Genomic DNA, 5,980 nt, shown 5'->3' with positions numbered 1-5,980 from the left:
GTACTTATTGATAAGGGTGGTATTGATAAACGATCCTTCTTTGATAAGAAAGTTTCGAGAGATGGTCTGCTTCACATAGATTAAATAGGCTAGCAGGATGCCCGAAAGAGAAAAGACTGCCGCTGCCACCATAATCCATGCAGGTCCTTCTGAATGAGTGGGCACAAGAAGAAATTTGTTGCCCTTAACCAGAAACTCTCCTAAATAACTTCCAAACCAAGGAGTCTGGATATACCCAGAGCAGACAGCCAAAATCCCTAAAATGCCCATTGGCAGCACCATGGAAAAAGGTGATTCCTTACTGACAACTTCCGTCTTAGGCTGGCCCGTAAAGATAAGGAAAAAGAGCCTGAAGACATAGAATGAAGTTAAAAAGGCTGTAATCATGGCAATCCAGAATAAAAGATAGTGTCCATTGACCCAAGCCGATACGAGAATTTCATCTTTACTAAAAAACCCTGATAAAAGCGGCACACCTGAAATCGACAGAGCACCTATTAGAAATAAGGGACTTGTCAGCTTCATTTTTTTCCAGAGCCCGCCCATTTTATCAATATCCTGTGTATGTATAGCATGAATAATGCTGCCCGCAGCTAAGAACAGCAAGGCTTTAAAGAAAGCGTGTGTGAGTAAATGAAAGATTCCAGCCGTATACCCTGCCGTCCCTAAAGCAAGCATCATATATCCGAGTTGACTGATTGTTGAATACGCGAGAATCCGTTTAATATCTTTTTGAACGATGGCAATAGATGCAGCAAAAATGGCTGTGAATCCGCCTATCACCGCTACTGTCTCCATAGCCGCAGAACTCGCTGAAAAGATTGGAAACGTTACTGCAACTAAATATACACCTGCCGCAACCATTGTCGCCGCGTGAATTAACGCAGAGACTGGCGTTGGACCTTCCATTGCATCAGGGAGCCATGAATGAAGGGGAAATTGACCTGATTTTCCGACAGCTCCAGCAAAAAGTAACAGCGCAATAAGCGTCAACATTCCTCCTGATATTTCTCCAGCTCCAATGCGGCTAAAGATTTCTTGAAAATCAAAACTGCCCGTTTTCCAAAATAAAAGGATAATCGCAATCAATAAACCAAGATCACCGATTCTGGTCATGATAAAGGCTTTTTTTGCTGCATCTCTAGCTTCTTTTTTATAAAAATAAAAGCCTATCAATAAAAATGACCCTAGGCCCACAAGCTCCCAGAAGAAATAGAGCTGCACTAAATTGGGTGAAAGGACAAGTCCAAGCATGGCAAAGGTAAAGAACCCAAGGTACGTATAAAATATGGAAAAACGCTTCTCTCCTTCCATATAACCCTTGGAATAGATATGAACGAGACAGCTGACCAACGAAACCATAACCAGCATCAACGTATTCAGTGCTGTCACTTCAAAGCCTGCCGTTATGTTCATATCACCCGTTACAAGCCAGACTATTTCCTGTTTATAAGTGGGTGCATCTATTCGCTCAACTAAAACAATGACTGAACAGATAAAGGATACGAGTACCGCCACAATCCCGATATAGGCCGCTGACTCTCTCAGCTGTTTGCCGAATAGAAGCAGAATTACACTAGAAAACAGTGGAATTAACGGTATAAGCCATGCATTCTCCATCATCGGTATGTATGCCCCCTTTCATAGACCTGTTAACCATAACTAATGCTTCAACGTATCCATTTCGTCAATATTCACCGTTCTCTTCCTGCGATATAAAGCCATCAAAATGGCCAACCCTACAGCCGCTTCTGCAGCTGCTATCGTAATCGTAAATAAAGAAAAGACCTGTCCAGTTATCGACGGTGTAACGCCCAGCCGGCTAAAGGCAACAAAGTTGATATTTGCTGCATTAAGCATGAGTTCAATGGAAATTAATACAATGACCGTATTACGTTTTGTTAACGCACCATATAGACCGATACAAAATAGCACAAGTGCAAGAACAAGGTAGGCAGATAGAGGTACCTCCGTCATTGGCTTTCCCCCTCTTCTTCATCATCCGGTTTCTTTGCCAATGTTATTGCTCCAACAAGTGCCACGAGCAACACCACTGAGGCAAGTTCAAATGGAATAACTTGCTTTGAAAAAAGTTCCACGCCAATTTGCTCAGTATTATTTTCATGTAAGGTACTTTCCTGACTCGCTATATCCAGGTTATAGATTCCTATATACACAGCATAAGCAAAGCCTGCTATGGCAAGCAGCAGCACCCCATGTTTCCAACGGGTCTTTTTCGTACTTGCTTCTGATTCATTATGCTTAGTTAACATGATCCCGAACAGCATGATAATCGTAATTGCTCCTGAATAAATTAAAACCTGCACAACAGCGACAAATTCAGCTGAAAGCAGAATAAAGATTCCGGCAATGCTAAGAAATGATAGTACTAACGCGACCACCATATGAACGACCTTAGTCAGGTTTAATAATAAAACACCACCAAGTATGGCAGCTAGCGCAAGAATGATAAATGCGAGAATCTCGCCAGAAAAAGTCATACCTTATTCACCTTCCGAATATTTTCATCATTTTCATCGAGCCACTCTAAGTTTTTAAATAATTCATCCCGACTATACTCTGCCAGTTCAAAATTATTGGTCATAACAATGGCTTCGGTCGGACACACTTCCGTACAAAGATCACACAAGATACAGATTTCAAAATTAATATCGTACGTATCAATAATTTTTTTACCTTTCTTAGAAGAATCGGGATGCTTAATTCCTGTCAATTGAATGCAATCTGTTGGACATATGGTCACGCATTGATTGCAAACAATACATTTTTCTGGATAGAACTTCTGGATGCCTCGAAAACGATCAGGAAGCGGCAGCGGTTCATTCGGGTAAGCATAGGTTACTTTTTTTCGCGTTAAATTTTTCAGCGTATAAGCCAATCCTTTTGCTAAACCAATCATATGCTAATCCCTCGCTTTTCTTTTTTGGCGATTATTTACATATCCAGTTTCTTTTCTCAGAATATATTGGGAAACAACTCTTTTAATATAGCAGTTACCATAATATTCGCAAGTGCTATAGGCAGAAGCACCTTCCAACCAAACTCCATCAGCTGATCTGATCGTAACCGCGGCAGGGTAATTCTTATCCAGATTAATAGAAAAACAACCACGCTGAACTTAAGGGCGAACCAAACAGCTGCTGGAATAAAGCCTAGAAACGGAAGAGAATTCCAGCCTCCTAAAAATAATACAGTGGTCAGGGAGGCCATAGCAAACATATAGACATATTCACTTAACATAAACATCGCCCAGCGGAAGCCTGAGTACTCAACAAAATAGCCTGCTACCAGTTCAGACTCCGCTTCTGGCAAATCAAACGGTACTCGATTCAATTCAGCTACCGACGCAATGATAAATATTAAAAAGGCGACTGGCTGCAGAACAATGAACCAAACATTTTCTTGAGCCGCAACAATCTCATTGAGGTTGAGGCTTCCCGTTAGTAACACCACACCAACGAGCGACATCACAAGTGGAATTTCATACGAAATCATTTGGGCTGCGGCACGCATTCCGCCGATTAGAGCATATTTATTATTAGAAGACCAGCCAGCAGCTACGATCCCCACTGTCGTAATCCCCGAAATCGCAACATAATACAACAGTCCCACACCAATATCTGCAAACTGCAGCTTATCCGTTAACGGCAAGACCGCTAACACCATAAATGATGGAGCAAAAGCCAGAATAGGCGCAATAATAAAAAGCGGACGGTCAGCAAGCTTTGGAATCGTATCTTCCTTCAGCAAGAGCTTTAACACATCGGCTACTGTCTGAAGCAACCCCCATCTCCCGCCAAGCTGATTGGGTCCAATACGCATCTGCATCAGTCCCATTACTTTTCTTTCTGAAAGAATGGCATACGTGACAAAGCCCAGAACAACAAATAAAAACAATACCGCAAGTAAAAGAAAAATGGTTACATTGAGGAGGCTCGGTTCTGATTGTAGCAAGTCTTGAATCACTATCCATCCACCTCTCCCAAGACGATATCAATCGCCCCTAATATTGTCACTAGATTGGCCATATTTTCTCCTTGTAAAAGTTTCGGGAGGATTTGCAGATTATAAAAGGATGGCCGTCTGAATTTTAAACGGTAGGGTTCTTTTTTTCCTTCACTTGCGATATAGCAGCCAATTTCCCCGCGTGGCGATTCAATTCTCACAAAGCCTTCTCCTTTTGGCACCTTAATAATTTTCGGGACTTTGGCCATAATCGGTCCATCGCTTGGAAATTGTTCCACACATTGTTCAATTATTTTTAAGGATTCTTCTATCTCTTCAATCCGGCAATGATACCTTGCCCAAGCATCACCGCTTTCACGGACAGGGACATCAAAATCAAACCGGTCATAAATTGAATAGGGTTCATCTTTACGTAAATCCCATTTAACACCTGTACACCTTAAGTTAGCTCCGCTTAATGAATAATTAAGGGCATCTTCTTTTGTATAGGCACCGATTCCTTTTACCCGGTTCATAAATATTTCATTGCCGGTGACGAGCTGATGATATCCCTTGAGTTGTTCCCGCATATACGGAACAAAATCACGGACTTTCCCAATCCACCCCTCAGGCGCATCCCACTTTACACCGCCTACTCTCATATAATTAAAAGTCAGTCGTGCACCAGATAGTTCATTCAAGAGATTAATAATCATTTCCCGCTCACGGAAAGCATACAAAAATGGACTGGTTGCACCCAGGTCCAGCAAGAAGGTTCCCCACCAGACTAAGTGACTGGCTACACGCCCAAGTTCCATGGAAAGGACACGTAAATATTCAGCACGATCAGGTATCTTAAGATCCATCATCGTTTCCACCGCATGACAAAGGACATAATTATTCGTCATGGCGGCTAGATAATCCATTCTGTCGGTGTAGGGAATAATTTGAGTATACTGTAAATTTTCCGCAAGCTTCTCCGTTCCTCTGTGAAGATACCCTATTACCGGTGTTGCTTCTTTAATAATTTCTCCATCTATTTTTATAATAAGTCGAAATACCCCATGTGTACTTGGATGCTGCGGACCGACATTCAAAAGCATTTCTTCTATCCGTATCATAGGTTATACCTCCACATCATACGGTTCATAATCTTTACGGAGCGGGTGGCCTATCCAATGTTCACCAAGCATGATACGCTTCAAATCCGGATGACCCTCGAATAGAATTCCCAGCAAATCATAGGTTTCACACTCCGGCCAATTTGCTCCCTGCCAGAGATGCACGATTGACGGAATCACTGGTTCGGAACGGTTTACCTTCACCTTTAATGCAACCGGATGGTGATGTTTATGAGAATACAAATGAACATACACTTCCATATGCGTTTCAAAATCGGTCCCATGCAGCTCCGACAAATAATCGAACCGTAAATTTTCATTAAATTTTAGATATTGAGCAATTTTCAAATATGTACCAGGCTTCGCAACTAAGGTAGGAACGTCCTTTGATAATTTGTTAATATAGGAATCTTCTAATGCATCGCTGCCGATATTTTGTGAGATGATCGCAATATATTTATCTAATAGAGGCTGATTAATCGATGGTGAATCTTCTGGGGTGGGCTCAATACCCGTACTGACTTGTTTTGCCTTGGCTCGGGCAGCGGCTGCCGCCGCCTTTGCTTTTGCTGCAGCAACGGCTTTTTTCTTTGCAGCATCCTCGGTATCGTCCATGGCGGGAGAACTTTCTTTCGCTATCTTTCGGGCTAGTGCTGCGGCCTTTGCCTTTGCTACGGCTGCCGCTTTTCGTTCTTCTAAACTCAGCTCTTCACTTTCTTCAGGGGCTGCCTTCTCTTCTTCTTTCGCTTTCCTTCGGGCTAATGCTGCGGCCTTTGCTTTTGCTGCGGCTTCCGCTTTTCGTTCTTCTAAACTCAGCTCTTCACTCTCTTCATGGGCAGCCTTCTCTTCTTCTTTCGCTTTCTTTCGGGCTAACGCTGTGGCCTTTGCCTTTG

General features: G+C 42.5%; 7 protein-coding genes. All 7 read right to left on the bottom strand.

The window, feature by feature from the left end:
* On the bottom strand, positions 1-1,623 hold a 1,623-nt coding region (gene nuoL, locus AC52RT_RS15685), incomplete at its 3' end, for an NADH-quinone oxidoreductase subunit L (protein WP_495541608.1).
* Between the two features lie 39 nt (positions 1,624-1,662).
* Positions 1,663-1,977 carry an NADH-quinone oxidoreductase subunit NuoK gene (gene nuoK, locus AC52RT_RS15680; RefSeq protein WP_495541607.1) on the bottom strand — a complete coding sequence of 105 codons (315 nt, stop codon included), beginning with the start codon at positions 1,975-1,977 and terminating at the stop codon, positions 1,663-1,665.
* Positions 1,974-2,501, bottom strand: a complete 528-nt coding sequence (locus AC52RT_RS15675) for an NADH-quinone oxidoreductase subunit J (protein WP_495541606.1) — start codon at positions 2,499-2,501, stop codon at positions 1,974-1,976. The genes nuoK and AC52RT_RS15675 overlap by 4 nt, the downstream gene beginning before the upstream one ends.
* The gene (nuoI, locus tag AC52RT_RS15670; RefSeq protein WP_040375220.1) at positions 2,498-2,920 is read right to left on the bottom strand and encodes an NADH-quinone oxidoreductase subunit NuoI; all 423 of its coding nucleotides are present in this window, start codon (positions 2,918-2,920) and stop codon (positions 2,498-2,500) included. Before nuoI ends, AC52RT_RS15675 begins: the two co-directional genes overlap by 4 nt.
* A gap of 56 nt (positions 2,921-2,976) precedes the next feature.
* Entirely contained in the window at positions 2,977-3,987 is a 1,011-nt protein-coding gene (gene nuoH / locus AC52RT_RS15665; protein WP_495541605.1) for an NADH-quinone oxidoreductase subunit NuoH, read from the bottom strand.
* Positions 3,987-5,087, bottom strand: coding sequence for an NADH-quinone oxidoreductase subunit D (locus AC52RT_RS15660; RefSeq protein WP_495541604.1), 1,101 nt, complete (start codon positions 5,085-5,087; stop codon positions 3,987-3,989). Before AC52RT_RS15660 ends, nuoH begins: the two co-directional genes overlap by 1 nt.
* Before the next feature lie 3 nt (positions 5,088-5,090).
* Positions 5,091-5,980 (bottom strand): NADH-quinone oxidoreductase subunit C (locus tag AC52RT_RS15655; RefSeq protein WP_495541603.1); only part of this gene is annotated, 890 nt, incomplete at its 5' end.

Source organism: Peribacillus sp., assembly GCF_059453735.1.
Note: the sequence above shows the minus strand (reverse complement) of the source record. Positions and strands in the feature narration are given on the sequence as shown.